A 26,804-nucleotide genomic window follows, 5' to 3' on the forward strand; every position below is an offset into this window, starting at 1 on the left:
CGCTCCCGTCCGGCCCAACGAACCCCACCCCCCCTATTGCAACAGGGGGCACTTCCCAGCGCTGGGACGCGCACCTTCTGCCATTTCGCGGGTGGAAACCGCTTAGAGCGAGGCGGCCAATTCCTGAACGCGGGGGAAGGCCGGCGGATTCACATGCGCCATTTCCTCCAGCACCCGGATCACCTGGCAGCTGTAACCGAACTCGTTGTCGTACCAGACGTAGAGAACGGCGTTCTTGCCGTTGGAAATGGTGGCCAGGCCGTCGACGATGCCGGCGCGCTTGGAACCCACGAAGTCGGTGGACACGACCTCCGGTGAATCGATGTAGTCGATCTGCTTGTGCAGGTCCGAGTTCAGCGAGGTCTCGCGCAGGAAGGCGTTGATCTCTTCTTTGGTGGTGGCGGTCTCGAAGTTCAGGTTCAGGATCGCCATCGAGACGTCGGGGGTGGGAACGCGGATGGCATTGCCGCTGAGCTTGCCCGCCAGTTCCGGCAGTGCCTTGGCCACGGCCTTGGCGGCACCGGTTTCAGTGATCACCATGTTCAGGGCGGCGGACCGGCCGCGCCGGTCACCGTTGTGGAAGTTGTCGATCAGGTTCTGGTCATTCGTGAACGAGTGCACCGTCTCGACGTGTCCGTGGATGATGCCGTACTTGTCGTTGAGGACCTTCAGCACCGGGGTGATGGCGTTGGTGGTGCAGGACGCGGCCGTGATGATCTTGTCATCGTCGGTGATCGCCTCGTGGTTGATGCCGTGCACGATGTTCTTGAGGCTGCCCTTGCCCGGGGCCGTGAGCAGAACGCGGGCAACGCCCTTGGCGCGCAGGTGCTGGGCCAGACCTTCTTCGTCGCGCCAACGTCCGGTGTTGTCGACGACGACGGCGTTGTTGATGCCGAAGGCCGTGTAATCAACGGTCGTCGGGTCGTTGGAGTAGATGACCTGGATCAGGGTGCCGTTGGCCAGGATGGTGTTGTTGGCCTCATCCACGGTGATGGTGCCGTCGAAGGCGCCGTGCACCGAGTCGCGGCGCAGCAGCGATGCACGCTTGACCAGGTCATTGTCCGAGCCCTTGCGGACCACAATCGCGCGCAGGCGAAGTCCCTGTCCGCCGCCGGCGTGGTCGATGAGGATGCGGGCCAGCAGGCGCCCGATCCGGCCAAAGCCGTAGAGCACGACGTCGGTGCTGGTGCGGTCGTCGGCGCCGTGCTTGCCGGCCACTCCGGACAGCTCGGCGCGGAGGAACTCGACGAGGTCCGTTCCGTTGCCCTCGGCCTTGTACTTCAGGCTCAGGCGGGCAAGGTCGATGGACGCCGCACCGAGCTCAAGCTCGGTCAGTGCCTGCAGCAGCGGGTACGTGTCGGAGACCGGCAGCTCCACTTCGTCGATCTGCCGGGCAAACCGGTGCGCCTTGAGGATATCGATGACTGACCGGTTGACCAGCGGCCGGCCGTAAACCGAGGTGACCACACTGTTTTCCCGGTACAGCCGCCCGATCAGCGGAATCATTGCCTCGGCGAGGGCCTCGCGGTCCATCCAGGTATCAAGGCAGGCATCGGAGAACTGGCTCAAAGATCTTCACATCCTTCTCTCAGCCGGCACTGCTTTGTGCCGGTTGGTCAACTCGCGTTCGCCCGGGCCCTGCAGCGGTGGCTGCAGAATTATCCGGCGTGCGACGTGTGTCCGAGGCTGCGGACATCCCGCGCCTCGGTCCCTCCAAGTGTATTAGGACACACGTGACGCACTTGCATGTTGCGCGAGATGTTAGTCACACAAAGGAGCTGTTACGGTCTCCCGGAAATGCGCTCACCGGTGTTTTTTCCGATGTTCTCCTCCGGAACGGGCTCCAGATCCTCCAGGTTCCGAATGCCGCGCAGCGGCCCGAACGCGGCCACGGCCGGAGCCAGGACGGCAATGGCCAGCCCGGTGATGATGGCTCCGCGGACACCCAGCGGATCCGCGAGTGCTCCGCCGATCACGCCTGCGACGGCCAGCATTCCCCACGTCACCATCCGGGAGGCGGAACCCAGCCGGCCCAGCATGCTTGGCGGGCAGACCCGCTGCCGGAAGCTGGTGCCCACCACCACGTTCATGGAGATGGCGAACCCGGCCAGGAACAGGCCGGCAAAACCGGGAACCAAGCCCCAGCCCGGCGTCATCAGCAGCAGGCAGGAATAGCCCAGCACCGCCGGGACCATCGAGAAGCGCCACACGGTGCCCGATCCCCAGCGCTCGGTGGCCCGCCGGACGGTCAGCCCGCCCAGGGTTCCGCCGAGCGCCGTGGAGGCCGTCAGGAAGCCCAGCATGGCTCCGGACTCCCCCAGGGTGCGCACCACGAAAATCACCATCAGCGATACAACGATGGCCCCGCCCAGGTTCCACAGCGCCCCGGCGAGCAGGATGGTCCGCAGAGGTGCCGTACTGAAGCTGTAGCGAAGGCCCTCCCCCATGTCACGGAAGATCCGGTTCCCGGCGCGCGGAACGGTTGCGGCTTCGGTGACCTTCAGGGTAGCCACCGAGCTCAGCGACGCCACCGAAGCCGCCACCTGCAGCAGGAGCGAATTCGAAGCGCCCCAGACCCCCGTGAGCCAGCCGCCCAGGCCGCGGCCGACGGCGTCTGCCGAAGCGGCTGAGCCCGTCATCAGCCCGTTGCCTTCGATGAGTTCCTCCCGCGGCACGGCCCGCGGGAGCAGCGCAGACTCGGCCAGCATGGAAAAAACGGCAGCCAGGCCGGACAGGAACGACACCACGAACAGCTGCAGGACGGTAAGCCGGTCCATCCAGAACGCCACCGGCAGGGACATCAGCACGGCTATCCGCAGCACCAGGGCCGCCATCACCACTGGTTTTCGGCGGTAGCGGTCCACCAGGGCGCCGATCGGAAGGCCGAACAGCAGCCACGGCAGGAATCCCACACCGGACAGGGCCGCGACGGCAAAGTCGGAAGCATCCAATTCCACGGCTGCGATCAGGGGAAGGGCGACCGCCGCCACGGAGGTACCGAAAATTCCCGCAGTCGACGAAAGCCACAACGCCCGGAAATTCGCATTGCGGAGCACCAGCGGCTGGCGTTTCGTTGGCGTCTGGGACATTGCCACAGAATAGTCCCGGAAACCGCGGGGCCGGGTTAATTGATGCGATCTTTCGCAAATCCTGTGGAAAACCCCGCGCCGGGCGCGCCGGCCTGTTGCCAGGGGAGGAACTTCCGGGGGATAAACAAGGATTTAGTGGGACGGGCTGGCCGATAAGCCGGGTTTTGTATCTCCGGTCCGTTACCGGGCCGGAGGCGGCAATCATCCATCTAGGGGCGCCGTTGCCGGCGCCCTCGAGCGGCCTACCCGAACACCTCGGGCGAGCAGCCCTCAAACGTGTCCTGTATGGCCTTGCTCCGGGTGGGGTTTACCTAGCCGTTCCGGTCACCCGGAACGCTGGTGGTCTCTTACACCACCTTTTCACCCTTACCGAAAGACAGTGGTCCTCACAGGGAGGACACTGCCGACGGCGGTTTCTTTTCTGTGGCACTGGCCTGCGGGTTTCCCCGAGTGGGCGTTACCCACCACCCTGCTCTGCGGAGCCCGGACTTTCCTCGGCGGCACCTTTAAAAAGGAACCAACGCGATCGCCTGGCCAACCCGTCCAGCCTCAATGCTACCGCCTAAATGCGGTTCTCCGGATTCTCATCGGCCGGACCGCGGGCCGGGGACGCGGGCGGGAAAGCGGACGCCGCGGCTCGCGTACGATTAATTGGTGCTGATTCTGCTGCCACCCTCCGAAGGAAAAACACCGGCCGTAACCGGTCCCGGCTTCGATCCCGACAAGCTGCACTTCCCGCAGCTCACCGATGCCCGCAAACAGGTGCTCGCTGCGCTGTCCGAGGCCAGCACCGCAGCGGAGGCCCACAGCATCCTGGGTGTCGGCCCGTCATTGGCCGCCGAGGTCCGCCGGAACGTTGTGCTCCACGAGGAACCCTGCGCTCCGGCCCACCGCATCTACTCTGGTGTGCTGTATGACGCCCTGGGCTACGCGGAGCTGACCCCCGCCCAGCAGCGCAAGGCCGACGACGCCGTCGTCGTCATCTCCGGCCTGTGGGGTGCGCTGGGCTTCAGCGATCCGATTCCGGCGTACCGGCTTTCCATGGCCGTGAAGCTGCCGGAGACCGGCAAGCTGGCGTCCTTTTGGAAAGCGCATCTGGCCCAGGCCCTTACCGAGCACGCGGCCGGGCATCTGGTGGTGGACTGCAGGTCCAGCACCTACGCTGCGGCTTGGGCTCCGGACCCCTCGACGGCGGCGGCAGTCAACGTCTTTCAGGTGCGGAACGGCAAACGCACCGTGGTTTCGCACTTCGCCAAGCACACCCGGGGCGAGCTCGCCCGGCATCTGCTCACCCGGGCCGGCAGCGACCCGGCCACTCCCGAACAGCTGCTGGCGGCAGCTCAGGAAAAGTGGGAGGCGGAACTGGTGCCGGCCACTGCCCGCAAGCCGTTCCAGCTGAACATCGTCCTGCCGGGCTAGTCCTGTTCAGCAGGTCCGTCGGCAACCAGCTCCACTTCGAACCCCTCGCCGTTTTCCAGGTAGGCGGCGTAGTGCTCCGGACCGCCCGCATGAGGATGCCGGTCGGCAAAGAGCAGCGTCCAGCCGTGGCTTGCCGCGCGCCGGGCGAGCAGCTCGACGTCGGCGGGCGTTCCGGCGCGGAACGCCAGGTGGTTCAGGCCCGGCCGGCGACGCTCATGGTTGGCGTCCGCCACGTCCGGCCCCGCTTCGATGACGAGATAGCTGTACTCTCCCTGCCATTTGGCCCCGGAATCCCACGCGTCGGTGCGCAGGTAGCCCAGCCGTTCCAGCAGCCAGCCCAGCGAGGCTTCGGCCGCCGGAAAGTCCCGAACCCAGATCTCGGCGTGGTGCAGCCGCCCCGACGGGGACGGCGCCGCGGCAGACGCCTGTTCGGCTGCCGGCTGCGCGGCGGTTGCCCCCGCTGCAGCGGTTTCCGGAGATGCCTCCGGAGATGCTTCCGGAGCCGGCGCGGCGTCAGCGAATGCCACACCGCCCTTGAGCGCCAGACCGCCCTTGTGCACCCACGGAATTCCGGCCATGCCGGCGTCCATGGCTTCGTTGGAGAGCCTGTCGGCGTCCTTGTTGATTTCACGCGGAATCCACTGGTACTTCACCCGGCGCGGATTGACGATCGCCCGCGCCTTCGCAGCCAGCCTCTGCATGTCCTCATGCTTGATCTTCCAGCGCCCGCTCATCTGCTCCACAACGAGCTTGGAGTCCATCTTGGCGAGGATCCAGCAGTCGGGATCGATCTCATGCGCCATTTCCAGGGCAGCCAGCAGGCCGGAGTACTCGGCCACGTTGTTGGAGGCCTTTCCGATGTACTCGGCTTTTTCGGCGAGGATGGCTCCGGTATCGGGGTCGCGCACCAGCGCACCGTAGCCGGCGTGCCCGGGGTTGCCGCGGGAACCGCCGTCGGCCTCCACAATCAGCGTGCGCCGGACGCCGCCCGCGGCCTGGCCGGCAGGTGATTCGGTGCCGGAAGGCGCGGCGGGAGCGTCAGACGGGTCAAACAGGGTCACGGATCAGCTGCCCCACTCAGCGGAACGCACCAGGATGCAGCCGGAGTCGGGGCAGAACACAATGTCGTCCTCGGCCGCCTTGCGGATGTCGGCGAGGTCTCCGGGGCTCAGCTGCATGCCGGACCCTTCGGAGGTTCCGTTGAACAGGCGCGCAGCGCCGATGCCGTTCTTGGCCAGTGTCTTTTCGTAGATTGCCAGCAGCGCCGGTTCAAAGGTGGCGGCCAGTTCCTCACGCTCGGCGACGACGGTGAGGCGTTCGGCTTCGATCTCGGCCAGTTCGGCGTCGCGCGCCTGCTCCAGCTCCGACACCTCGGCGTCGATGGCCTGTGCTGCCTGCCGGAACTGCTCCTCGGCGGCCTTGGCGGCCTCCAGGCGTTCCATGACTTCCAGTTCCACGTCTTCCAGATCGGAGCGCCGGCGCTGCAGTGATTCCATTTCGCTCTGCAGGGCGGTGAGCTCCTTGGAGGTGCCCATGCCGCTGTCCAGGTGTTTCCGGTTGCGCTCGATGCGGGCCACCACTGACGCGACGTCGGCCTCCGCACGGGTCAGTTCGCGGGTGACGTCGGCTGCCTCAGTGGAGGCGGCCACGAGCTTGCTCTGCGCCGCTGCCCGCTGCAGCCCAAGTTCCGCGATGGCCGAGTTGTCGCTGACGCTGCGAGCCCGGTTCCGGAGTTTACGAACGTTACTGTCCAGAGCCTGCAAATCGAGCAGCCGCAGCTGCTCCGCCGACGATGCTTTTGCCACCGAAAAACCTCCACCTATGACCGGACCAACCTGGCCGGTTCCTCCCCTAGCCTATGCCAAGGGCGCAGATCAGTTCAGCCCGGGGGTCAGCACAAAGTCCCATGGATCGGTGTTGGTGCCGCTGATTCGGATCTCCGCTGCGAAGCCCTGATCGTTGAGCACGTTCTCCAAGGCGTTGGCTGCGGGGGTCAACCACAGCCATTCACTGCCGAAATGTGAGACGTCGATCAGGTAGGGCCGTCCGTTGACGGCCGCTTCGCGGGCCTCGGATGCCGGATGGTGGCGCAGGTCGGCTGTGACGTAAACGTCAGCCTTATGCCGGCGCACGGCGTCGAAAAGGCTGTCTCCGGCACCGCCGCAGACGGCAACCCGGCGGACGAGGCCGTGCGGATCTCCGGCCACGCGGACGCCGCCGGCCACGGCGGGCAGGATGCTGAAGACCAGTTTGGCGAAGTCCGCCAGAGTGGTGGCTTCGGACAGCTCCCCCACCCGGCCGATGCCTTCCTCGGGCAGTCCGTCCTCGGCGGGAACCAGGGGCACGACCCCGTGAAGGCCGAACGCGTCGGCCAGGACGTCCGATACTCCGCCGACGGCGCTGTCGCCGTTGGTGTGCACTGTCAGCAGCGCGCATCCGCCTTCGATGAGGCGGTGGACGGCGTCGCCCTTGAATCCGGTGCCGGCCACCGAATGGACCGGCTTCAGGAACAGCGGATGGTGGGTCACCAGCAGGTCAGCACCCCAGTCGAGGGCTTCGTCGATCACCTCGGCGGTGGGGTCCACGGCAAAGAGAATGCGTTCGACGGCGCGGAACGGGCGTCCGGCCACCAAACCGACGGCATCCCAGCCCTCGGCCAGGGTTTCGGGCCACAGTTCCTCGGCGGCCAGCAGCACATCTCCCAGGGTGGGCACGGAGGCTGCCGCCGTTGCGGCCGGTTCCGTTTTTGCCGCGGACTCTGCCGTTACGGCCGGCTCCGTCGCTGCGGCGGACTCAGCCGCATCGGTTTTTGCCGCGGCGTGCTGGTCCGGTTCCGTTCCCGGTGCCGCCGGTTCGCTGCCTTCGGCGGGCTTGCTTGTTTCCATGGTTTCAGTTGTACCCGCTCGGCAACCCGCGCTCAATTCGGCCGTGCCGTGCCGCACCCGGTTCCCGGCGCGGAGAGCGGACGGTTCCCGGCACCGGGAATTCTTCCGGGCGTGCGCGCATTGATAGAGGGTATGAAGACCTATGTACTTGGCGGAGGATGCTTTTGGTGCCTCGACGCCCTTTATCAAAAGACCCGCGGAGTGACCGAAGTTGTTTCCGGTTACACCGGCGGGCAGACCGCCCATCCGGACTACCGCAGCGTCTGTTCGGGAACCACGGGCCACGCGGAGGTTGTTGCAGTGACCTTTGATGAGGACATTATTCCGGGTGAAGTGATCCTGGACATGTTCTTCATCTCCCACGACCCCACCACCCTGAACCGTCAGGGCTACGACGTCGGAACCCAGTACCGTTCTTCGATGTTCTATACGAACGAGACGGAGCGCGAGGAATTCGAGAAGGCCCGGGACCGCGCCCAGGCACACTGGGACAATCCCATCGTGACGGAAATCTCGCCGCTGCCGGAGTTCCATGTGGCGGAATCCGAACACCAGAACTTCTACGCCAAGCACCCCGAGGTGGGCTACTGCCAGGTGATCATCAACCCCAAGCTCGCCAAGGCGAGGAAATATTACGCCGAATGGCTTGACAACTGACTCTTGCACATGCTTGGCGATAGGCTTGAGCGGGCCCCGCTGCGTGTATTTACCAGCGGCGTTTGAGCCGCAAGGCTTCCAGAACACCCACAACGGATAGAGGACACACCATGGGACGGATTTACGACGACGTGACGCAGCTGGTCGGCGGCACGCCGCTGGTAAGGCTGAACCGGCTGACGGCAGGCCTTGACGCCGAGGTTGCGGTCAAGCTCGAGTTCTACAACCCCGCCAACAGCGTGAAGGACCGGATCGGCGTGGCCATCGTCAACGCCGCGGAAGAGGCCGGCGCACTGAAGCCCGGCGGCACGATCGTCGAGGGCACCTCCGGCAACACCGGCATCGCTCTGGCCATGGTGGGTGCCGCCCGCGGCTACAAGGTCATCCTGACAATGCCGGAGACCATGTCCACCGAGCGGCGCGTCATGCTCCGCGCCTACGGCGCCGAGATTGTCCTGACACCGGGCTCCGAAGGCATGCGCGGCGCCGTGGACAAGGCCAAGGAGATCGTGGCCAACACCGAGAACGCCATCTGGGCCCAGCAGTTCGCCAACGCTGCCAATCCGGAGGTCCACCGCCAGACGACGGCGGAGGAGATCTGGGAAGACACCAACGGCAAGGTGGACATCTTTGTGGCCGGGGTCGGCACCGGCGGCACCGTCACCGGCGTCGGGCAGGTCCTGAAGAAGCGCAAGCCCGGCGTGCAGATCGTCGCCGTGGAGCCCAAGGACTCCGCCATCCTCAACGGCGGCTCTCCGGGACCGCACAAGATCCAGGGCCTGGGTGCCAACTTTGTCCCCGAGGTGCTCGACACCGAGATCTATGACGAGGTCATCGATGCTTCGATCGAGGACTCCGTGGCCACCGCACGGGCGCTGGGCACGCAGGAGGGAATCCTCGGCGGCATTTCCTCGGGAGCCATTGTCTGGGCGGCCCTTGAGCTGGCCAAGCGGCCGGAAAACGCCGGTAAGCTGATTGTCGCCGTGGTCTGCGACTTCGGTGAGCGTTACATCTCCACCGTTCTGTACGACGACATCCGGAACTGAGACCCGTTCAATTCCCGGCTCCCACCGGGATCCGCCCGAGCAGAAAGTCCTCTGTGAGCCTGTTTGCACGCCTGCGTGAAGACCTCGACGCCGCGGCGTCCCATGACCCGGCCGCGCGCGGGTCGCTCGAGAACATTGTGATCTACTCGGGGCTTCACGCCATCTGGATGCACCGCCTGACCCACAGGATGTGGGCCCGGCCGGGGCTGCGTTTCCCGGCCCGGGTGCTCTCCCAGGCAACCCGCTTCGCCACCGGAATCGAAATCCATCCCGGGGCGACCATTGGCCGGCGCTTCTTCATTGATCACGGGATGGGAGTGGTGATCGGTGAGACGGCGGAGATCGGCAACGACGTCATGCTCTATCACGGCGTGACCCTCGGCGGGCGTTCCCTGGCCCGGATCAAGCGGCACCCCACCATCTGTGACGGCGTCACCGTGGGCGCCGGCGCGAAGATCCTAGGCCCGGTGACCATCGGCAAGAACAGCGCCGTCGGCGCCAACGCCGTCGTCGTGAAGGATGCTCCGGCCGATTCCATCATCACCGGAATCCCGGCCCGTTGGCGGCACCGCCATGTGAAAGAGACCCAGCCGGCCGTGGACCCGGCCGAGTACATCGACCCCGCAATCTACATCTGACGGTTCTGCCTCTGGCTGCTGCCCGGGCGTCCCGCCCGGACATTTGGCACCCACGGCAAAAGGCCGCCGGCACCCCTTGGATTTCCCAGGGTGCCGGCGGCCTTTTTTCTGTTCTGCGGGTGCTCGGTCTGCGGGTGCTAGTGGGTGTCCACCGCCGAGATCTCGGAGTGGTCACCGCTCCACAGCGTGTGGAAGGTCCCCTCGTCGTCCACGCGGTGGTACGTGTGGGCGCCGAACAGGTCCCGCAGGCCCTGGGTCAGGGCGGCGGGCAGGCGCTTGCGGCGCAGGCCGTCGTAGTAGGCCAGCGATGAGGAGAAGACGGGCACCGGGATGCCCAGCTGGACCGCAACGGACACCACACGGCGCCAGGCCGGCAGGGCGGCGGCAATGGACTCGGCGAAGGCCGGGGCCAGCAGCAGGTTGGCCGGTGCGGAGTCGCCTGCGTAGGCCTTCATGATGTCATCGAGCAGTTCCGCGCGGATGATGCAGCCGGCGCGCCACAGCGACGCGATCTCATCAAGCTTCAGGTCCCAGCCGTACGTCTTGGCGGCGCTGGTGAGCATGTCGATGCCCTGGGCGTAGCTGACCAGCTTGGAGGCGTACAGTGCCTGCCGGACGTCCTCCACGAAGGTCTCGGGCAGCTCAACGGCAGCTTCGCCGCCGGCAAGGATGCCCTGGGCCTCTTCGCGCTGGCCGCGCTGCGAGGACAGTGCCCGGGCAAAGACTGATTCAGCAATCGCCGACACGGGCGAGCCCAGGTCCAGGCCCGAGACCACGGTCCAGCGGCCGGTGCCCTTCTGGCCGGCGGAGTCCACGACGACGTCGACAAACGGCTTGCCGGTCCGGGCATCGGTGTGCGCCAGGACCTCAGCGGTGATTTCGATCAGGAAGGAGCTGAGCTGACCGGTGTTCCACTCGGTGAAAATCTTGGCCTGTTCGGCCGGCTCGATGCCTGCGGCTGAGCGCAGAAGGTCATAAGCTTCCCCGATGACCTGCATGTCGGCGTATTCGATGCCGTTGTGGACCATCTTCACGAAGTGGCCGGCACCGTCGGTGCCGATCCAGGTGCAGCAGGGCTTGCCGTCGTACGTGGCGGCGATCTTTTCCAGCATCGGACCCAGGGAGTCGTAGGACTCTTTGGAGCCTCCGGGCATGATGGACGGGCCCAGCAGGGCACCTTCCTCGCCGCCGGACACTCCGACGCCCACGAAGTGCAGGTCCTTTTCGGCCAGTGCGGCCTCGCGGCGGCGGGTGTCCTCGTAGTGCGAGTTGCCGGCGTCGATGACAATGTCACCGGCTTCCAGCAGCGGCACCAGCTTCTCGATCACCGAGTCAACGGGCGCCCCGGCCTTGACCATGATCAGGACCCGGCGCGGCTTTTCGAGTGAATCAACCAGCTCCTGCAGGGATTCGGTGCGGATGAAGCCTCCTTCGTCCCCGTGCGCGGACAGCAGTGCGTCAGTCTTCTCGATCGACCGGTTGTGAAGGGCCACGGTGTACCCGTTCCGGGCCAAGTTCCGGGCCAGGTTTGCGCCCATTACTGCCAGACCGGTGACGCCAATTTGTGCGCTCAAGTTTTCTCCAGAATTCTTTGGGGCCCCAGCCAGGGGCCACGGCGATCGGCGCTCACCCGCCGTCTTTACCCACAAGCCTATGCTTCAGGCCCGCCGGCCCGCCACACTGCGCCGTCCGTGTCGCCTGCGGCAGGCGGGGTGCCCGGGGTTCCGGTGGTTTCGAAGGAGTTGATGACGCTGGCTACGTCCTCCACCACCGAAACTCCGTCTTCCATCGTCTCGGTCCCGGAGGTCAGGACCACCACCGCGTACTCCGCTCCGCCGCTGCGGACGAATCCGAGGCTTCCGACGTTCCAGGTCAGGTCATCGTCCTGCAGCCAGCCGTTTTTCAGGGCGACTTCGGCGCCGCCGGCCGGCAGTCCGGCACTGATCCCCCACTGCTGGTCGGCCTCCACGTTTTCCATTAGTTCGACGGCGTATGCCTGCAGGTCGCTGTTGATCCAGTCCACGCCGTCGAGCACTGCGCGGGCGACCTTGAGCTGGTCCTCGACGCCGGTGGCATTGGCGCCCCAGATCTCGGCTGCCTGGGTTTCCGTCACGCCGAGCAGCTCATAGGTCCGGGACAGCTCCGGCGCACCTCCGACGGCCTGGTAAAGCGTGGTGGTGGCGTCATTGTCGCTGTATTCGATCATCATCACGGCGAGGTATTCCTCTTCCAGGGTCAGCTCGCGCTCCTGCTCGGTGGCCTGGCGCAGCAGGGTCAGCAGGATGGGAACTTTGACCAAGCTGGCTTCGAGGTATTCGGCGGTTGGGTTGTAGTACCAGGCCCGGCCGGTGGCGGTCTCGTAGACGGCCGCGGAGATTTCGGCGTCGGCCTGGTCCGCGTACTTGTTCAGCGCGGCGTCGAGCTGCTCGGCCTCATCCGCAGGGAGGGAATCGGGATTGGCAGGTTCCGTGGTGGCCTCGACCGGCGCCGGAGCTTCCTCGGCGGCCGGCAGGCCCGTGCAGCCGGCGGTGAGCGGGAGCAGCAGCGCGGCCGCTGCCGCAAGTGAGCGCCGGAGTGTAGTACGGGTAAAGGCTGTAGGCATGTCTGCACCCCCTGTTCCTGTTTGTACCTGAGGTTCGCGCTTGAGGGTTTGCGCTTGCAGTTTGCGCTTGCGTCGGTGAGCTGCGGTCCGGGTTCCGGCGGAATGCTTCTCTATCTGGATAGCAGAGAACTCTGTCCGAAAACTGTGTAGCCGCCGGCCTGCCGCGCAGGGCCGCCGCAGCCGGAACTGCCGCGTGGCGAACTTCACGGTTCGGGGCCTGCTGCGGTTCGGGGCCTGATGAAAACGGGGCCTGATGAAGACTGCGCTGTCCGCCGGCGTCACCCGGACCCTGCCGTGCCCGGGGCTGAAGCTGGCCGGTCCGTTTTGACTTCACCGGAGAGACCTGATTCCGTTGCAGGGCGGCTGGCCGGCTCATCGGGCCTCGGACTGGCCGTACGCAAACTGTGCCGGATGCCGCTTTCGCCGTTTCCTGCCGGCAGAACCTGCCGCCCCTTTCTCCTGACGGATTGAATCCGGGCGCCACACTTCAGCTTCCCCTTTTGCGCGGCCGCGCGCCGCTTATCCCCGTCCTCCGGACCCGGAAATCCTCGCTGCGGCATCGAGGCCCCTGAATCGAGGAGACATATGACACAACGGGTAGGAATCATTGGGGCCGGTCCCAGCGGAATGGCACAGCTGCGCGCCTTCGAATCGGCTCGCGCGCTCGGTGCTGAAGTTCCGGACATTGTCTGCTTCGAAAAACAGTCGGATTGGGGCGGCCAGTGGAACTACAGCTGGCGGACAGGACTGGACGGGGCAGGCGAGCCGGCGCATTCAAGCATGTACCGCCACCTCTGGTCCAACGGCCCCAAAGAATGCCTCGAGTTCGCTGATTACAGCTTTGACGAGCACTTCGGCCGCCCGATTTCCTCCTATCCCCCGCGGGAGGTCCTTTTTGACTACATCAAGGGCCGGGTCGAAAAGAGCGACGTGCGAAAGTACGTCCGCTTCAACACCGTGGCCCGATGGGTTTCCTGGGACGAGGAGGCGGCGGAGTTCACCGTTCAAGTGGAAGACCTGGTCACGGGCAACACCGAAACCCACGTCTTCGATACGCTGGTGGTCGCCATCGGGCACTTCTCCAGCCCTGTGGTCCCGGAGTTTCCCGGAATCAATACCTTCCCCGGCGAGGTCCTGCACGCGCACGACTTCCGCGGCGCCGAACGCTTCGCCGGCCGCAACATCCTCATGATCGGCAGCAGCTATTCGGCCGAGGACATCGGCTCGCAGGCCTACAAGATGGGAGCCAGCTCGGTCACCATCAGCTACCGCAGTCACGAACTTGGTTATGACTGGCCGGAGGGCATCGAGGAACGTCCGCTCGTGACCGGCTTCGCGGGCCGCACCGCGCAGTTCCTGGACGGCAGCACCAAGGAGGTGGACGCCGTCGTGCTGTGCACCGGCTACCGCCACACCTTCCCGTTCCTACCCTCGGAGCTCTCCCTGGTGTCCCGGAACGTCCTCTATCCCGCAGACCTCTACAAGGGCGTCCTGTGGCAGGACAACCCGAACCTGATCTACCTGGGCATGCAGGACCAGTACTACACGTTCAATATGTTCGATGCGCAGGCCTGGTACGCCCGCGACGTCATCATGGGCAGAATAACGGTGCCGACGGCGCAGGAACGCGCGGCGGACATCGCCGGCTGGCTTTCAGCGCAGGACGCACTGGTCACGCACGACGACGGCGCCGACTTCCAGACTGCCTACGTCCGGGACCTCATCGACCGCACCGACTACCCCGACTTCGACCTGGCCGCCGTCTCAGAGCTGTTCAAGGCCTGGATGCAGGACAAGCAGCGGGACATCATGGGCTACCGCGACGTCGTGCATCCTTCGGTGATCACCGGGACCATGGCGCAGCAGCACCATACACGCTGGATCGAGGCGATGGATGACAGCCTGGCTGCCTATTTGGCGCCGGCGGACGGGACTGCTGCGGCGGTTCCGGAGTCAGAATCCGGAGCGGACCGGCTCCCGGTTCCCCTTCCCGTGTCCTAACTGTCCGCTGCGGCCGGGAAACGCCGCGCCGAGGACCTGCAGACACAAACAGAAAACCCCGCCGTCCGGAACCGGACGACGGGGTTTTCGTTGTACCGCTGTACTTCTGCGGTGGGTCCTACCGGGATCGAACCGATGACATCCACGGTGTAAACGTGGCGCTCTACCAGCTGAGCTAAAGACCCTTTGTGACCGTTATGCCTTTCAAGATCTCCTTGATCAGCGCCGCATCACGAGGAATTACTTTACCGGACGGATGAGGATTTCTCCTAATCAGCGCCAAAATCGTGCGACAGGTCGGGCAGTTCCGCCGCCAAATACTCCAACGCGGTGGCCACTCCCGCCTCTATTTTCAGATCCGCGAGGTCATCCCCACGGGTGGATCCGCGGTTGATGATCACCACTGGCTTGCCGCTCTTGTGTGCGTGCTTGACGAACCGCAGTCCGCTCATCACCGTCAGCGACGAACCGGCGACCAGCAGCGCGTCGGCGGCGTTGAGCATGGCGAAGGCCGCGGCCACCCGGTCGCGGGGAACGTTTTCGCCGAAATAGACGAAATCCGGCTTGAGCAGACCGCCGCAGACGGGGCAGCCGGCCACCACGAAATCCTCGGTGTCCGCGACGTCCGCATCGGCGTCGGGCGCGATGTCGCCATCGAGCCGGGTGCGCTCCAGGAAGCCGGGGTTCAATTCCTCGAGTAACCGGGCCACGGTCTGGCGGGAATATCGGGTGCCGCAGTCCAGGCACAGGACGCGGTCAAAGCGCCCGTGCAGGTCGACGGCGAGGGCACTGCCGGCGTCGGCATGCAGCCGGTCCACGTTCTGGGTAATCAGGCCGGTGGTCAGGCCCCGGCGTTCCAAGCGGGCGACGGCGGCGTGGCCGGCGTTGGGGAGGGCGTGGCGCAGATGGTGCCAGCCAACATGGTTCCGTGCCCAGTAGCGGCGGCGGAGCTCGGGGTCCCCCACGAACTCCTGGTACGTCATGGGCTTGCGCGGCGGGGCTTCAGGTCCCCGATAGTCGGGGATGCCCGAATCCGTGCTCATGCCGGCACCGGTCAGGACAGCCAGGCGGCGACCGCCCAACAGCTGCACCGCCCGGCGGAGCAGGCGTTCCTCGTCGGGCGTGGGCGCAGGGGCCGACGGTGTCGGCTCCGAGCGGACAAATCCGGTGAGCCCCAGTCCGGGCCTTCCCTGCCCGGATCCGGCCTGTCCGGAAGAGACCGGTCCGGAGGAAACTTGTCCGGAGGAAGGTGAATCGAAGAACTGAGGTGCGTTGGTCATTCCGAAGGCATCTCCTTGAGTGCGTCCAGATAGGCCTGCAGGGGACGGGGAGTGCCGGGATCCGACCGGATCTCGGTGTGGATCAGGCCTCTACCATCGATGATAAAGGAGGCCCGGACCGGACGTCCCAAATCGGCGTCGAACGCCTGGTAGGCATCCGCCACCTGGCCGTGCGGCCAGAAATCGGCCAGCAGGTCGAAGGAATAGCCGCGCTGCTGCGCATAGGCACGCAGGGCGTATTTTGAGTCACAGGACACCGCCAGCAACCGGGCGCCCGCACGGGCGATCTCATCCCGGGCACCCTGAAGCTCATCCAGCTCTCCGGTGCACACACCCGAGAAAGCAAAGGGGTAGAACACGAGAACGACGGGTGTTCCCCGAAGAACGGACAGGGAAACCGGTTCGCCAAACTGATTGGGCAGCGAAAAGTCCGGCGCCGGCCGCTGCGGTGCAGCAGCCGGAACCGGACTTCGACGCAAAGCGGGTGCTACTTCTTGCGGCGGGCGACCAGGCGGGTTGCTGCCCAGTCGCTGCTGACCGCCGCGGATGTCGTGACGTGCAGGCCGGATGTAGGCGCGGCTTCCTCAATGTCAGCCGGGGGGACGTACCCGACCCGTCCGGATTTGGGGGTCAGGACCCAGACGACTCCGCCGTCGTCGAGGGTGGTGATGGAATCCACCAGCGCGTCCACCAGGTCCCCGTCGTCGGCCCGCCACCAGAGGATGACTCCGTCTACGACGTCGTGGTCCTCTTCCGTCAGGAGCTCGCTCCCCACCAAGTCCTCGAGGCCGTCGCGGAGGTCAAAATCGACGTCCTCGTCGTAACCGAATTCCTGAATCAGGTCTTGGTCTTTGAAACCCAATCTTCCCGCCACGTTCTTATCCGTGACGGCTTCGGCCTCGCTCACTTCACTCCTCCTGGTTGACTGCATAAATACAAGGGAATCACATATTTGGACGAGATGTGGTGTCTAGGACACAAGCCAACACCTTTTGTCCGCAACGTACAAGGTTCCGGCGGCAAGGTATCGCGTGTACGCCGGCGCCGGACAGCCAATAGCGAACGGGCTACGCAACAGCCACTCAGCGGGACTAGAGTGGAAGACATAGGCTCCGGAGGCACCAGCATCCGCACAGCCACAGTGCTCGTCCGGTGAAAGAACCGGATCCCCACAGACGTATTCGTGCAGACGCAATCTGTACATGAAAGAGGTTTGCCGTGGCCGCAGAAGACACAACGGACATCCTGAGCGGGTTAACCAACCAGCTTCCGGACCGTGACCCCGAGGAGACCGCGGAATGGATGCAGTCGCTGGATGAACTGATCCGTTCCCAGGGCACCGAAAGGGCTCAGTACATCATGCGTTCGCTGCTCCAGCGCGCCGGTGCACAGTCAGTGGGCGTACCAATGGTCACCACGACTGATTATGTGAACACCATCCCGGTGGACCAGGAACCGGAATTCCCCGGTGACGAGGAAGTTGAGCGCCGCTACCGCGCTTGGCTGCGCTGGAATGCCGCCATCATGGTGCACCGCGCGCAGCGTCCGGGAATCGGCGTCGGCGGGCACATTTCCACCTACGCAGGTGCTGCAACCCTGTACGAAGTGGGCATGAACCACTTCTTCCGGGGCAAGGACCATCCGGGCGGCGGAGACCAGATTTACTTCCAGGGTCACGCCTCCCCCGGCATGTACGCGCGCGCCTTCCTGGAAGGCCGCCTGTCCGAGGAAGACATGGACGGGTTCCGGCAGGAGAAGTCCCGCGAGGGACACGCCCTGTCCTCCTACCCGCACCCGCGCTCCATGCCCGACTTCTGGGAATTCCCCACGGTGTCAATGGGCATCGGCCCCATGAACGCGATCTATCAGGCCCAGTCCAACCGGTACCTGCAGAACCGCGGAATCAAGGACACATCGGATCAGCATGTCTGGGCTTTCCTGGGCGACGGCGAAATGGACGAGCCCGAGTCGCGCGGCCTGCTCCAGCTGGCTGCCAATGACAAGCTCGACAACCTCACCTTCGTGGTCAACTGCAACCTGCAGCGCCTCGACGGACCGGTGCGCGGCAACGGCAAGATCATGCAGGAACTTGAGGCATTCTTCCGCGGTGCCGGCTGGAACGTCATCAAGGTTGTCTGGGGCCGCGAGTGGGACTCGCTCCTCGAGAAGGACAAGGACGGCTCGCTGGTGGAGATCATGAACTCCACCCCGGACGGCGATTACCAGACCTACAAGGCCGAGAACGGCGGATTCGTCCGCGACCACTTCTTCGGCAAGACCCCTGAGACCAAGGAACTCGTCGCGAAGCTCACCGACGAGGAAATCTGGAACCTCAAGCGCGGCGGCCACGACTACCGCAAGGTGTACGCGGCATACAAGGCAGCCACTGAGTTCAAGGGCAAGCCGACTGTCATCCTGGCCCACACGGTCAAGGGTTACGGCCTGGGCACGCACTTCGAAGGCCGCAACGCCACGCACCAGATGAAGAAGCTGACCCTGGATGACCTGAAGGCCTTCCGCGATCACCTCCGCATCCCGATCAGCGACGAGGACCTCGAGCGCGATCCCTACCAGCCGCCGTACTTCAACCCGGGCGCTGACACTCCCGAGATCAAGTACATGCTGGAACGACGGCGTGAGCTGGGCGGCAACGTCCCGGAGCGCCGGGTAAAGCACGCCCCTCTGGCACTGCCCGGCGACAAGGCCTACGAGGTCGCCAACCGCGGTTCCGGCAAGCAGATGGCCGCCACCACCATGGCCTTCGTGCGCCTGCTCAAGGACCTGATGCGGGACAAGGAGTTCGGCAAGCGGATTGTGCCGATCATTCCGGATGAGGCCCGGACCTTCGGTATGGACTCGTTCTTCCCGACGGCGAAGATCTACAACCCCAAGGGACAGAACTACCTTTCCGTGGACCGCGACCTGGTCCTGGCGTACAAGGAGTCCCCGCAGGGCCAGATCGTGCACGTGGGCATCAACGAAGGAGGCTCCATTGCTGCGTTCACCGCGGCCGGCACCTCCTACGCCACCCACGGCGAGCCGCTGATTCCGGTCTACGTCTTCTACTCGATGTTCGGATTCCAGCGCACCGCAGACTACATCTGGGCGGCTACCGACCAGATGGCCCGCGGCTTCCTGATTTCCGCAACCGCGGGACGGACCACCCTGACCGGCGAGGGCCTGCAGCACGCTGACGGCCACTCCCCGATCCTGGCTTCGACCAACCCGGCTGTGAAGACCTACGACCCGGCTTACGGATACGAGATCGGGCACATCATGCGCCACGGTCTTGAGGAGATGTACGGTCCGGATTCCGAGGATCCGAACGTCATCTACAACATCATGGTTTACAACGAGCCGATCCTGCAGCCGAAGGCTCCCGCTGAGCTGGACGTCGAAGGAATCATCAAGGGCATCTACCTGTTGGCTCCGGCAAAGATCGATGGCCCGCGCGCCCAGCTGCTGGCCTCCGGTGTTGCAGTGCCGTGGGCCCTGGAAGCTCAGCAAATCCTGGCCGATGACTGGGGCGTTTCCGCCGATGTCTGGTCCGTGACGTCGTGGAACGAACTTCGCCGCGATGGCCTGGCCGCCGAGGAAGATGCCTTCCTGCATCCCGACGCCGAGCCCCGCGTGCCGTTCGTGACCAAGCAGCTGGCCGGTGCCACCGGTCCGATTGTCGCGACCACCGACTACATGAAGGCCGTTCCGGACCAGATCCGGCAGTTCGTGCCCAACGAATTCGCCACTCTGGGTGCCGACGACTTCGGGTTTGCCGATACTCGGGCCGCAGCACGCCGGTACTTCAAGATTGATTCGCACTCCATGGTCGTTCGGACCCTGGAAATGCTCGCCCGCCGCGGCGAGGTCGACGCCAGCGCGCCGACTGAAGCGATCAAGAAGTACGACCTGCTCAACGTCAACGCAGGAACCTCCGGCAACGCCGGCGGCGACGCGTAACGTTTGCTGATCTCCTGCTCGCAGGAGTGAAGAAAAGAACCGCCGCATCCGCGGCGGTTCTTTTCTTTTGTCCGGATCCTGACCTTTTGTCTGGATCCTGATCTTTTGCCTGGATCCTGAGGACCCTAGAAGGGTGGCGGGTCGCCTCCGTAGTCGTCCGGATCGTCTTGAGCACTTGGAGCACTCGGAGCACTCGGACCGCCGGGGGCGCTTGGAGCACTGGGGGCGCTTGGAGCGCCGGCATCATTGGCCCGTGATGGATCAACGCCCGTCGTGTTGCCTCCGCGATTCGCCTGGCCACCATTCGCCTTGATACCCGCTTGCAGTCCGCTGGCACCATCACAGGTTTCCTGAGAGCCCTTACCGGTTTCCCGGGACAGGCTCAGTTGCGGTTCCGTGCGGTAACACCTGCCGCCCGGCGAGGTCCACTCAATCACCCCGGGACGAGGCTGCCTGGCCTTCCAGAACCCTTCGGATTTGAACATGTGATGCCGCCGGCACAAATGCTCCAAATTGTCATGATCCGTCGGCCCGCCCCGAGCCCAGGGCTTGGTGTGATCGATCTCGGAAATCACCGCATTGGTCCGGCAACCCGGGAACCGGCAGGTCCCGTCCCGCACCCGCAGAACCCGCTTCAATCCGTCGGGGACCTTCCGCCGTTTCCCGACCCGCAGGATCTCCTCGGTGTCCGGATCGCGTTCCACCGGTGTCCATTTCATGGCCTCGCGGGCCATCCGCCGGGCCGTTACGGGGCTGATCGGTCCGTATCCGTTCAGTTCCGCCGGCTGGTCATCGGCGCCGAAGAGGGTTTCGGCGTTGATCAGCACCAGAATCTCCGTCCGCGCCCGGGGACCATGGCCAATCCGGCAGGACCCGGACCCCTTCCCGGAGCTGGAACCGGAACCGGACCCCTTACGACGGCCCTTGCCCCTCTTGCCGCCGGCACCCGCACCACTACCGTTGCCGCACTCGTCCCGGCATTCATGCTCGTGGCCGCCGAGCAAGTCCGTGAGGATATCCGTGCGCAACTGATCCACCGTGCGCGTGTCCCCGGCGGCCTGCTCACCCCGGGCCGCAACACTGAGCTGAGTAAAAATGGCTTGGGCTTTCTCGGCCGGCAGCAACGCCGAGAGCCAGGACATCCCGTCCGGCTCCGGCCGCACCCACACCGTCCGCTGCTCAAACGCCGTCGCCTGCCGCTGCACGATGGTTTCCGGATAGTACTGCTCCCGCAGCCGGTGCGCCTTCACCCGGAACTGGGTTCTGGTCTGGCCCGCAGCCAGACCCAGCAGCTCGGCCTCGAACCCGGGCAGCTCCGCCGGCACCACTCCCACACACTGCTCCACCAAGGTCTCGACGTGACCGTAACTGATCTGCCCGGCCTCCAACGCCTTCAGCGTGGCCGTGTTCCTGGTGCAGAGATCACCGGCCTGACTCATCAACGCCTTTCCCGTACCGGTAGGCACTCCCAGAATGGTCGCGGCTTCCTCCGCAGCGAGACTGAACGCCATCTCCGCGTCCCGCAACCCGGTAACGGATAGCGTCTCGTCCTCGTAAACGGTCTGCAGCCGGGACAGGACCCGAGCCTGCTGCGCCTGTGCCCACCGCGACAAATGATTGAGCCGGGCCAACACCGTCCCGGTTTGCTCCTCAGTCAACGACTCCACACCCTGCAGAACCAGAGAGCCGGTAAACCCATCACCCGGCTCACCTCCGGCCACCCCAGGCTCAGCGACAAAGACGAACCGACTGCAAGCTGCAGTCTCACCGCCAGTGCCGGGAGTCCCGGTCGAAGATCCGTTCTGATCCATGACTAAAGACTTTCACCCGGCACTGACATTTCGGGTTCTAAGAAAGTCCAAAAGGATCCCAAAACAGGCCAAAACGCCCCCATACAGGCCCTTATCCGGGCAATCAGATACCCGTCTTTTTCACCAAATTACTTGTATCGGCATCAGACCCGCCAATCGGATGAAGTGGGCGGCCAGCCAGCGCGCAAGCCAGCTCCGTTGGGTTCCGTGCCAGCTCCAGCCAGCGCGCCAGCCAGCCAGCCAGCCAGCGCGCCAGCCAGCCAGCGCAACCTACATCTCGGTTTCGGACACCAGATTGATGTGCGCCTGCATCGCTTCCGCCGCGGCCGCAGGGTCCCCCGCCTGGATGGCATCGGCAATCGCACGGTGGGATTCGAGCGACTGCTCCGGACGTCCGGGCTGACCCAGGGAAGCCAGCCGCGTTTCACGCACCAGCTCGGAAATGAACGTCATCATGGACGCCAAGATCGAGGAGTGCGCCGCGACAGCAACCGCCTGATGAAAGAGCTCATCTCCCTCGGTCCCGCGGCTGCCGTCAGCAATCTCAGCGGCCATGACATCAAGGGCGGCATTAACGGCAGCCAGGTCCTCGGAGGTGCGGCGCTCTGCGGCGAGCGCGGCCAGCTTCACTTCCAGGGTGCTGCGGGCCTCCACGATTTCCGGCATCCGGTCCCGGTGTTCGCGCAGCTCCCGCAGCACTGACGCCACACTGGGCCGATACACCAGGACGGCTCCGGTGCCGTGCTGCACATCAATGACTCCGAGCACCTCCAGAGCCACCAGTGCCTGCGCCAGTGTGGCACGGGAAACCCCCATGCGTTCGGCCAGATCCCGCTCCGCCGGGAGAAGGTCACCGGGACCCAAGCCTGTCGAGGCGATGAACCCCAGAAGCTGCTCCACCAGTCGCTCATACAGCCGGGGCCGTGAAACCCGAACAAACTTGCCGTCACCGCTGCCGGACATGGCCACCTCTCTCTACACTTCACCGGGCGTCCGCGCGGTCGGAATGAGTCTAGCCAGCAATTGACAAGAGGCCCAGAGTCTAAGAGGCTAGTCCAGTGGCGAATGTGGGGTCCGTCACACTTTTTGCACTCCGGCCGCCGACACTGGGCTGGGCCGGGATCTTCGACGTAGGGAACAACGATGTCCGCTCCAATCCTCTCCATCCTGATACTGGTGGCCATGTTCCTCCTGGCCACGGTACTGCCCCTGAACATGGGGGCCCTGGCGTTTGTCGGCGCCTTCCTGCTGGGCTTCGTCTTCCTCGACATGAGCACCGACGACATCCTGGCCAACTTTCCCGGCGGCCTGTTCCTGACGATTGTCGGCGTAACCTACCTCTTCGCCATAGCGCAGAACAACGGCACCATCGATCTGCTTGTCCGCGGAGCTGTTCGACTCGTCGGCAACCGGGTGGCACTGATTCCGTGGATCATGTTCGCCATTACCGCCGTCATCACGGCCGTTGGCGCCCTGTCGCCGGCAGCCGTCGCCATCGTGGCCCCGATCGCCCTCGGCTTTGCAGCCAAGCACAAGATCAACCCCCTGATGATGGGCATGATGGTGGTGCACGGCGCGCAGGCCGGCGGTTTCTCCCCCATCGCCGTGTACGGCGTCACGGTCAACGGCATCATCGGCGCAACGGACCTGGAGTCCAGCCCCTTTGCCGTGTTCATGGCCAGCCTGCTCTTCAACACGTTCATCGCCCTGATCCTGTTCTTCGTCCTGGGCGGCAGCAAACTGCGCAGCAGCACCGCGGGCGGTTTCGTGGAGCAGGTCGCCGAAGCACGGATGAACCTCAGCGCCGCAGGCCGCGCCGACGTGGCCTTCAAGGGCTTCGGCTCCGACATTTACGGCCCGCGTGACCCCGCCGGAGACGGCATCGGGGCCACCAAGACCCGCCGCGAACTGTTCCCGCAGATCGTAACCATCGCAGGGCTGATAGCTCTCGCCGTGATCGCCCTCGGCTTCAAGGTCGACGTCGGTTTTGTCTCCATCACCATCGCCATGATCCTTGCCCTGGTTTCCCCGCAGGCCCAGAAGGGCACGATCAACAAAATCAGCTGGACCACAGTCCTGCTCATCTGCGGCATGCTCACATTTGTTGGCGTGCTGCAGGAAGCGGGCACCGTCGAGTACGTGTCCGACGCCGTCGTCGGCCTGGGCATGCCGCTGCTGGCCGCCCTGCTCATTTGCTACATCGGCGCCGTCGTCTCGGCCTTTGCCTCCTCCACAGCCATCCTCGCGGCACTGATCCCGCTGGCCGTCCCCTTCCTCGCCTCCGGTGAGATCGGCGCCGTCGGCCTCATCTGCGCACTGGCCGTGTCCTCCACCATCGTGGATGTTTCGCCCTTCTCCACCAACGGCGCCCTGGTGCTGGCCAATGCCCCCGAGGGCCTGGACAAGGACCGCTTCTACAAGCAGATTCTCAGCTACAGCGGAATCATCGTTGTCGCCGGGCCGCTGGTGGCCTGGCTGGTCATGGTGGTGCCCGGCTGGCTCTAAACAGCCGCCGGAGCTCCACCCCCCCACCGCCGCTACAGCACTCCAACCAGAAGGAACCCTCATGAGCACCACTGAAACCGCCCGCGGTCCGCTGGACGGCTACCTCGTCGTCGACCTCAGCCGCGCCCTGGCCGGCCCCCACGCCGGCATGATGCTCGCCGACCTGGGCGCGCGCGTCATCAAGGTCGAAACCCCCGGCACCGGCGACGACACCCGCAGCTGGGGTCCGCCGTTTGTCGGGCCCGACGACGACCAGCAGGCCACGTACTTCCTGTCCTGCAACCGGAACAAGGAATCGATCAGCCTCGACCTGAAGTCCGACGACGGCGTGGAGGTGCTCCGCGACCTGGTCCGGCGGGCCGATGTCCTGGTGGAGAATTTCCGTCCCGGCGTCCTGGACCGGCTGGGTTTCTCGCCGGAACGGCTGCATGAACTCAACCCCCGGCTGGTGATCCTGTCCATCAGCGGATTTGGCCATGACGGCCCCGAAGCCACCCGCAGCGGTTACGACCAGATTGTCCAGGGCGAGGCCGGCCTGATGTCGCTGACCGGCTCCGGTCCCGAGGACCCCCAGCGCGTCGGCGTGCCCATCGCAGACCTGCTCTCCGGCATGTACGGCGCGTTCGGCCTGCTGGCCGCACTGCTCGAACGCGAGCGCACCGGAAAGGGCCAGGTAGTCCGCACCTCGCTGCTGGCCGCCGTCGTCGGCGTCCATGCCTTCCAGGGCACCCGGCACACCGTCGCCGGCGAGGTGCCCGCAGCACAGGGCAACCACCATCCCTCCATCGCCCCCTACGGCCTCTTCTCCTGCCGCGGCGGCAAGGTCCAAATCAGCGTGGGCAGCGAGAAACTGTGGGAGACCTTTGCGGCGACCTTCGGCATCGACACGTCACGTCCCGAGTTTGCCGGCAACGCGCAGCGGGTCCGCAACCGGAACGCCGTGATCGCCGCGGTCGAGGAGGCCTTCGCGGAGTTCGACGCCGAACCCCTCCTGGAGAAGCTGCGCGCCGCAGGCATCCCCGCCGGCAAGGTGCGCACGCTCGATGAGGTCTACGAGTGGGAGCAGGTCCATTCGCAGGGACTGGTGGTCGACGTCGATCATCCCGTCCTGGGCAAGATCGCTCTGCCCGGCCCTCCCCTGCGGTTCTTCTCCGCCGCCGAAGGCACTGAGACCACCAACCGCGAGCACCAGGCCCCGCCGCTGCTCAACCAGCACGGCAGCGACATCCGCAGCTGGCTGGCCGGCAGCCAGGCGCCCGTGGCCGACAAGGCACCCGCGACCGACCAGGCGCCGACGGCCGATAAGGGAGTGGAAGCGTGAGCGTGCAGGCGAAGCCGCGGCGGCTGAACGCCCGCGGACTGCTGGATCTTGTGGTGGATCCGGGATCGTTCCGCTCCTGGGACGAGCCGGTGGCCTACACCGGTCACAGCGACGCCTACGAGGCCGACCTGGCTGCCGCGCGGGAGAAGACCGGAGAGGATGAATCGGTACTGACCGGTGAAGGACTGGTCCGGGGCCGCCGCGTCGCCCTGGTCGTCTGCGAGTTTGGCTTTCTGGGCGGGTCCATCGGCGTTGCCGCCGCAGACCGGCTGACCGACGCCGTCGAACGCGCCACCCGGGAAGGCCTGCCCCTGCTCGCCGGGCCGGCTTCCGGCGGCACCCGGATGCAGGAAGGCACCCTCGCCTTCCTGTCCATGGTCAAGATCACGGCAGCGGTGCGCCGCCACAAGGAGGCCGGGCTGCCGTATCTGGTGTACCTGCGCCATCCCACCACGGGAGGCGTCATGGCGTCCTGGGGCTCGCTGGGCCACATCACGGTTGCTGAGCCCGGAGCCCTGCTGGGCTTCCTCGGGCCGCGCGTTTACCAGTCCCTGTATGGGGAAGCCTTCCCGGAAGGCGTCCAGACGGCGGAGAACCTGCAGGCCCGCGGGCTGGTGGACGCCGTCCTGCGCCCGGAGGAGCTCGCCGAGACCGTTCACCGCGCCCTCTCCATGCTGCTCCCGGGCCCGGTCCTGCCGGTAACCGAACCCGACTCCCTGAACAGTGCACCGGCAGCAGTGCCGGCCTGGGAATCCATCACCATTTCCCGCAACCGGCACCGGCCCGGTGTCCGCCAGCTCCTGCATTTCGGCGCCTCCGACGTCCTGCCCCTGAACGGCACCGGGCAGGGCGAGAAGGATCCGGGCCTGCTGCTGGCGCTGGCGCGCTTCGGGCAGACCGCATGCGTGGTGCTGGGCCAGGACCGGCAGCGCGGATCGGAACAGCCCGCGCTGGGTCCGGCGTCCCTCCGGGAGGCGCGCCGGGGCATGCGGCTGGCCGAAGAACTGAACCTTCCCCTGTTGACGGTGATCGACACCGCCGGCGCAGCACTGTCCAAGGAAGCGGAGGAAGGCGGCCTGGCCGGTGAGATTGCCCGCAGCCTGAATGACCTGGTCGGCCTGAGCTGCCCCACGGTCTCGGTCCTGCTCGGCCAGGGTGCCGGCGGCGGCGCGCTGGCCCTGCTGCCGGCCGACCGCACCATCGCTGCGCAGCACGCCTGGCTCTCCTCGCTGCCGCCCGAGGGTGCAAGCGCCATTGTCTATCGGGACACACTCCACGGTGCGGAAATGGCCGAGGCGCAGGGCGTGACGGTGTCCGCGCTGGCCGCCCACGGCATCGTGGACCACATCGTTCCCGAAGAGCCCGACGCCGCCGCCGAAGCACCGGATTTCTGCCGCCGCATGGCCAAAGCGGTGGAATACGAGCTGGCGTCGCTTCGAACGGAGCCCGCCGCCGAACGGCTGACACAGCGGACCGAGCGGTTCCGCAAACTCGGATCGGTGGGCTGATCCCATACCCCGAGTTGTAGCCTTCACACAAAATGGTGCTTGATCCGCCGACACCGTAAACTCGCTTTATGCCAGTGACTCGCAG

21 protein-coding genes, 1 tRNA gene and 1 other RNA gene are annotated in these 26,804 nt (G+C 65.5%); 9 read left to right on the top strand and 14 right to left on the bottom strand.

Features of this window, described 5'->3' with window-relative positions:
* Positions 1-102 precede the first annotated feature (102 nt).
* The 3 genes from QNO00_RS03000 to rnpB form a co-directional block, all read right to left on the bottom strand.
* Entirely contained in the window at positions 103-1,569 is a 1,467-nt protein-coding gene (locus tag QNO00_RS03000; protein WP_269439156.1) for a glyceraldehyde-3-phosphate dehydrogenase, read from the bottom strand.
* A gap of 212 nt (positions 1,570-1,781) precedes the next feature.
* Positions 1,782-3,089: an MFS transporter gene (locus tag QNO00_RS03005; protein ID WP_284023582.1), complete on the bottom strand. Its 1,308-nt coding sequence runs from the start codon at positions 3,087-3,089 to the stop codon at positions 1,782-1,784.
* A 137-nt stretch (positions 3,090-3,226) separates the two neighbouring features.
* An RNA gene (gene rnpB / locus QNO00_RS03010) (RNase P RNA component class A) lies at positions 3,227-3,631 on the bottom strand.
* Between the two features lie 112 nt (positions 3,632-3,743).
* On the opposite strand from rnpB, the gene QNO00_RS03015 reads away from it, so the two are divergent.
* Entirely contained in the window at positions 3,744-4,508 is a 765-nt protein-coding gene (locus tag QNO00_RS03015) for a YaaA family protein (protein ID WP_284023583.1), read from the top strand.
* On the opposite strand, the gene QNO00_RS03020 is transcribed toward QNO00_RS03015, so the two are convergent.
* The 3 genes from QNO00_RS03020 to QNO00_RS03030 all read right to left on the bottom strand — a co-directional run bounded on the left by QNO00_RS03020 (position 4,505) and on the right by QNO00_RS03030 (position 7,393).
* A complete protein-coding gene (locus tag QNO00_RS03020) occupies positions 4,505-5,569 on the bottom strand; it encodes a reverse transcriptase-like protein (protein WP_502863025.1) in 1,065 nt (354 codons plus the stop codon). The two genes, QNO00_RS03015 and QNO00_RS03020, sit on opposite strands and share 4 nt — an antisense overlap.
* A gap of 3 nt (positions 5,570-5,572) precedes the next feature.
* Positions 5,573-6,313, bottom strand: a complete 741-nt coding sequence (locus QNO00_RS03025) for a zinc ribbon domain-containing protein (RefSeq protein ID WP_284023584.1) — start codon at positions 6,311-6,313, stop codon at positions 5,573-5,575.
* A gap of 69 nt (positions 6,314-6,382) precedes the next feature.
* The gene (locus QNO00_RS03030; protein ID WP_284023585.1) at positions 6,383-7,393 is read right to left on the bottom strand and encodes a Nif3-like dinuclear metal center hexameric protein; all 1,011 of its coding nucleotides are present in this window, start codon (positions 7,391-7,393) and stop codon (positions 6,383-6,385) included.
* Between the two features lie 132 nt (positions 7,394-7,525).
* Here QNO00_RS03030 and msrA point away from each other — a divergent pair, with 132 nt between their 5' ends.
* The 3 genes from msrA to epsC all read left to right on the top strand — a co-directional run bounded on the left by msrA (position 7,526) and on the right by epsC (position 9,734).
* Positions 7,526-8,050 (top strand): peptide-methionine (S)-S-oxide reductase MsrA, encoded by a 525-nt coding sequence (gene msrA, locus QNO00_RS03035; RefSeq protein WP_229965767.1) that lies wholly within the window; start codon positions 7,526-7,528, stop codon positions 8,048-8,050.
* A 110-nt stretch (positions 8,051-8,160) separates the two neighbouring features.
* Entirely contained in the window at positions 8,161-9,096 is a 936-nt protein-coding gene (gene cysK / locus QNO00_RS03040; protein WP_229965385.1) for a cysteine synthase A, read from the top strand.
* 53 nt (positions 9,097-9,149) lie between these two features.
* The gene (gene epsC / locus QNO00_RS03045; protein ID WP_229965384.1) at positions 9,150-9,734 is read left to right on the top strand and encodes a serine O-acetyltransferase EpsC; all 585 of its coding nucleotides are present in this window, start codon (positions 9,150-9,152) and stop codon (positions 9,732-9,734) included.
* A 137-nt stretch (positions 9,735-9,871) separates the two neighbouring features.
* On the opposite strand, the gene gnd is transcribed toward epsC, so the two are convergent.
* On the bottom strand, positions 9,872-11,308 hold the full coding sequence (gene gnd, locus QNO00_RS03050; RefSeq protein WP_284023586.1) for an NADP-dependent phosphogluconate dehydrogenase: 1,437 nt from the start codon (positions 11,306-11,308) through the stop codon (positions 9,872-9,874).
* A 77-nt stretch (positions 11,309-11,385) separates the two neighbouring features.
* Positions 11,386-12,336, bottom strand: a complete 951-nt coding sequence (locus tag QNO00_RS03055) for a serine hydrolase (protein ID WP_284023587.1) — start codon at positions 12,334-12,336, stop codon at positions 11,386-11,388.
* A gap of 585 nt (positions 12,337-12,921) precedes the next feature.
* On the opposite strand from QNO00_RS03055, the gene QNO00_RS03060 reads away from it, so the two are divergent.
* The gene (locus QNO00_RS03060; RefSeq protein WP_284023588.1) at positions 12,922-14,337 is read left to right on the top strand and encodes a trimethylamine monooxygenase; all 1,416 of its coding nucleotides are present in this window, start codon (positions 12,922-12,924) and stop codon (positions 14,335-14,337) included.
* A gap of 112 nt (positions 14,338-14,449) precedes the next feature.
* Here QNO00_RS03060 and QNO00_RS03065 read toward each other — a convergent pair.
* From QNO00_RS03065 to QNO00_RS03080, 4 genes are all read right to left on the bottom strand, one after another.
* A tRNA-Val gene (locus QNO00_RS03065) sits at positions 14,450-14,522 on the bottom strand.
* An 84-nt stretch (positions 14,523-14,606) separates the two neighbouring features.
* Positions 14,607-15,617: an NAD-dependent protein deacetylase gene (locus tag QNO00_RS03070; protein ID WP_284023589.1), complete on the bottom strand. Its 1,011-nt coding sequence runs from the start codon at positions 15,615-15,617 to the stop codon at positions 14,607-14,609.
* Positions 15,614-16,096, bottom strand: a complete 483-nt coding sequence (locus tag QNO00_RS03075; RefSeq protein ID WP_284023590.1) for a redoxin domain-containing protein — start codon at positions 16,094-16,096, stop codon at positions 15,614-15,616. Before QNO00_RS03075 ends, QNO00_RS03070 begins: the two co-directional genes overlap by 4 nt.
* Before the next feature lie 8 nt (positions 16,097-16,104).
* Positions 16,105-16,524 (bottom strand): DUF3052 domain-containing protein, encoded by a 420-nt coding sequence (locus tag QNO00_RS03080; protein ID WP_229965378.1) that lies wholly within the window; start codon positions 16,522-16,524, stop codon positions 16,105-16,107.
* Between the two features lie 311 nt (positions 16,525-16,835).
* On the opposite strand from QNO00_RS03080, the gene aceE reads away from it, so the two are divergent.
* On the top strand, positions 16,836-19,574 hold the full coding sequence (gene aceE, locus QNO00_RS03085; protein ID WP_284023591.1) for a pyruvate dehydrogenase (acetyl-transferring), homodimeric type: 2,739 nt from the start codon (positions 16,836-16,838) through the stop codon (positions 19,572-19,574).
* A gap of 125 nt (positions 19,575-19,699) precedes the next feature.
* Here the strand turns inward: aceE and QNO00_RS03090 are convergent, their stop codons facing one another.
* Both QNO00_RS03090 and QNO00_RS03095 read right to left on the bottom strand, forming a co-directional pair.
* Positions 19,700-21,232, bottom strand: a complete 1,533-nt coding sequence (locus QNO00_RS03090) for an HNH endonuclease signature motif containing protein (protein ID WP_284023592.1) — start codon at positions 21,230-21,232, stop codon at positions 19,700-19,702.
* Between the two features lie 423 nt (positions 21,233-21,655).
* Positions 21,656-22,348 carry a FadR/GntR family transcriptional regulator gene (locus tag QNO00_RS03095; protein ID WP_229965376.1) on the bottom strand — a complete coding sequence of 231 codons (693 nt, stop codon included), beginning with the start codon at positions 22,346-22,348 and terminating at the stop codon, positions 21,656-21,658.
* 180 nt (positions 22,349-22,528) lie between these two features.
* Here QNO00_RS03095 and QNO00_RS03100 point away from each other — a divergent pair, with 180 nt between their 5' ends.
* From QNO00_RS03100 to QNO00_RS03110, 3 genes are all read left to right on the top strand, one after another.
* On the top strand, positions 22,529-23,890 hold the full coding sequence (locus QNO00_RS03100) for an SLC13 family permease (RefSeq protein WP_284023593.1): 1,362 nt from the start codon (positions 22,529-22,531) through the stop codon (positions 23,888-23,890).
* A gap of 61 nt (positions 23,891-23,951) precedes the next feature.
* The gene (locus QNO00_RS03105) at positions 23,952-25,211 is read left to right on the top strand and encodes a CaiB/BaiF CoA transferase family protein (RefSeq protein WP_229965374.1); all 1,260 of its coding nucleotides are present in this window, start codon (positions 23,952-23,954) and stop codon (positions 25,209-25,211) included.
* Complete coding sequence (locus QNO00_RS03110; protein ID WP_284023594.1) at positions 25,208-26,719, top strand: carboxyl transferase domain-containing protein; 1,512 nt, start codon at positions 25,208-25,210, stop codon at positions 26,717-26,719. The genes QNO00_RS03105 and QNO00_RS03110 overlap by 4 nt, the downstream gene beginning before the upstream one ends.
* Positions 26,720-26,804: the final 85 nt, after the last annotated feature.

It is taken from the genome of Arthrobacter sp. zg-Y1219 (assembly GCF_030125545.1).
Classification (GTDB): domain Bacteria; phylum Actinomycetota; class Actinomycetes; order Actinomycetales; family Micrococcaceae; genus Arthrobacter_B.

Coding starts and splice junctions, on each gene's coding strand:
- QNO00_RS03100 (WP_284023593.1), top strand. CDS start 22,529: ATGTCCGCTCCAATCCTCTCCATCCTGATACTGGTGGCCATGTTCCTC.
- QNO00_RS03105 (WP_229965374.1), top strand. CDS start 23,952: ATGAGCACCACTGAAACCGCCCGCGGTCCGCTGGACGGCTACCTCGTC.
- QNO00_RS03060 (WP_284023588.1), top strand. CDS start 12,922: ATGACACAACGGGTAGGAATCATTGGGGCCGGTCCCAGCGGAATGGCA.
- cysK (WP_229965385.1), top strand. CDS start 8,161: ATGGGACGGATTTACGACGACGTGACGCAGCTGGTCGGCGGCACGCCG.
- QNO00_RS03030 (WP_284023585.1), bottom strand. CDS start 7,393: ATGGAAACAAGCAAGCCCGCCGAAGGCAGCGAACCGGCGGCACCGGGA.
- QNO00_RS03095 (WP_229965376.1), bottom strand. CDS start 22,348: ATGTCCGGCAGCGGTGACGGCAAGTTTGTTCGGGTTTCACGGCCCCGG.
- QNO00_RS03055 (WP_284023587.1), bottom strand. CDS start 12,336: ATGCCTACAGCCTTTACCCGTACTACACTCCGGCGCTCACTTGCGGCA.
- msrA (WP_229965767.1), top strand. CDS start 7,526: ATGAAGACCTATGTACTTGGCGGAGGATGCTTTTGGTGCCTCGACGCC.
- QNO00_RS03005 (WP_284023582.1), bottom strand. CDS start 3,089: ATGTCCCAGACGCCAACGAAACGCCAGCCGCTGGTGCTCCGCAATGCG.
- QNO00_RS03070 (WP_284023589.1), bottom strand. CDS start 15,617: ATGACCAACGCACCTCAGTTCTTCGATTCACCTTCCTCCGGACAAGTT.